Origin of the sequence: Ventosimonas gracilis, from assembly GCF_001580025.1 — a bacterium.
Taxonomy (GTDB): domain Bacteria; phylum Pseudomonadota; class Gammaproteobacteria; order Pseudomonadales; family Pseudomonadaceae; genus Ventosimonas; species Ventosimonas gracilis.
The window spans coordinates 1-1,014 of sequence record NZ_LSZO01000111.1; the positions used below are offsets into that span (position 1 = coordinate 1).

At 53.1% G+C, this 1,014-nt stretch carries 2 protein-coding genes; both read right to left on the reverse strand.

The features are described from left to right. Positions 1-228: hypothetical protein (locus AXE65_RS04900; RefSeq protein WP_439144671.1), on the reverse strand; the 228-nt coding region annotated here is incomplete at its 3' end. A gap of 30 nt (positions 229-258) precedes the next feature. After that, positions 259-912: a hypothetical protein gene (locus AXE65_RS04905; RefSeq protein WP_068388896.1), complete on the reverse strand. Its 654-nt coding sequence runs from the start codon at positions 910-912 to the stop codon at positions 259-261. Positions 913-1,014: the final 102 nt, after the last annotated feature.

Here is a 1,014-nt window from a genome sequence, read left to right on the forward strand (position 1 = left end):
GATATTTTGCACGGCTTGCAATGGGTTTAAGCCCAGCCCCGCGCCGTATTGCATGGCGATAAAGCAGGCTTCGGGCTTGCCATTAAAACCGGCGGGGGCAAGGCCGCTTTCGGCCAAAATACCTGCAAAGGTAAGCGCTTGTTCCATTGTTTGCGGCAGCATGTTTTGCGCGGCTTGTATATTTTGTGCGGTTTGTGAGGTGGGTGCGGGTAGTGTGGGTGTGTTCATTGTTTCAATGCCTTAACGGTTTAATGGGTTTTAAAAAGGAATGTCGTCGTCAAACGCTGGGACGGGCGCGGCGGCGGGCGGTTTGGGCGTATTGGGCGCATAAAAGGGCGGGGCGCTCACCGGCGGCTTGGCAAGCTGGTCTTTGAGTTTGCCCACTTCGCGCGGCAGGCGTTCGGGGGCTTCTTTTTGGGCTAATACTTCATCGGCCATGAGTTCGGTGGCGGCTTCAAAGGCGTGTTTAAAGTTCATCCGCGTACGCGGGTTGCCGTTGCCGTCGAAGTATTCTTCTTTCTCTAAAAGTATGCCGATGGGTTTATTGAGCATGCCGGTGAGTTGCGGGACGAGTTTTTCGACGCGTTTGCGTTCGTTGTTATCCCAGACGCTGGCTTTTTGCATGCCGACGCCTGCGCCTCTTAAGCGCAGGCAGACCATGATGGCGTGCACCTGGTTGGCGCTAAAGATGTCTTTGCCGTCTTTGCTACAGGTGTAGAGGCTAAAGTTTGCGTGTTCGCCGTTATCGCTTACAAATTCAAATTCAATGCCTTTTGCGCCGCTGGGGGCTTCAAAACAAACGGCTTGGGTAAATTGGCCGATATATTTGCCGGTGCGCTGGATAGTGTCATAGCTAAACACCGATTTGGCTTTTTCGGCGGACAGGGTATTGAATTGGCTAAAATAGCTCATGGGATGGCTCCTTTTAATGGGTTAAATGGCGTCGTTATCTTCTGGCGGCGGGTTGTCTTGTTCGCGGCGGATTTGCCGTAGTGCTTCTTGTTCGGCGTAGTC

What these genes read in the sequence shown, in the direction of transcription:
- AXE65_RS04905 (WP_068388896.1), bottom strand. Translation starts at nt 912, where the DNA reads ATGAGCTATTTTAGCCAATTCAATACCCTGTCCGCCGAAAAAGCCAAA.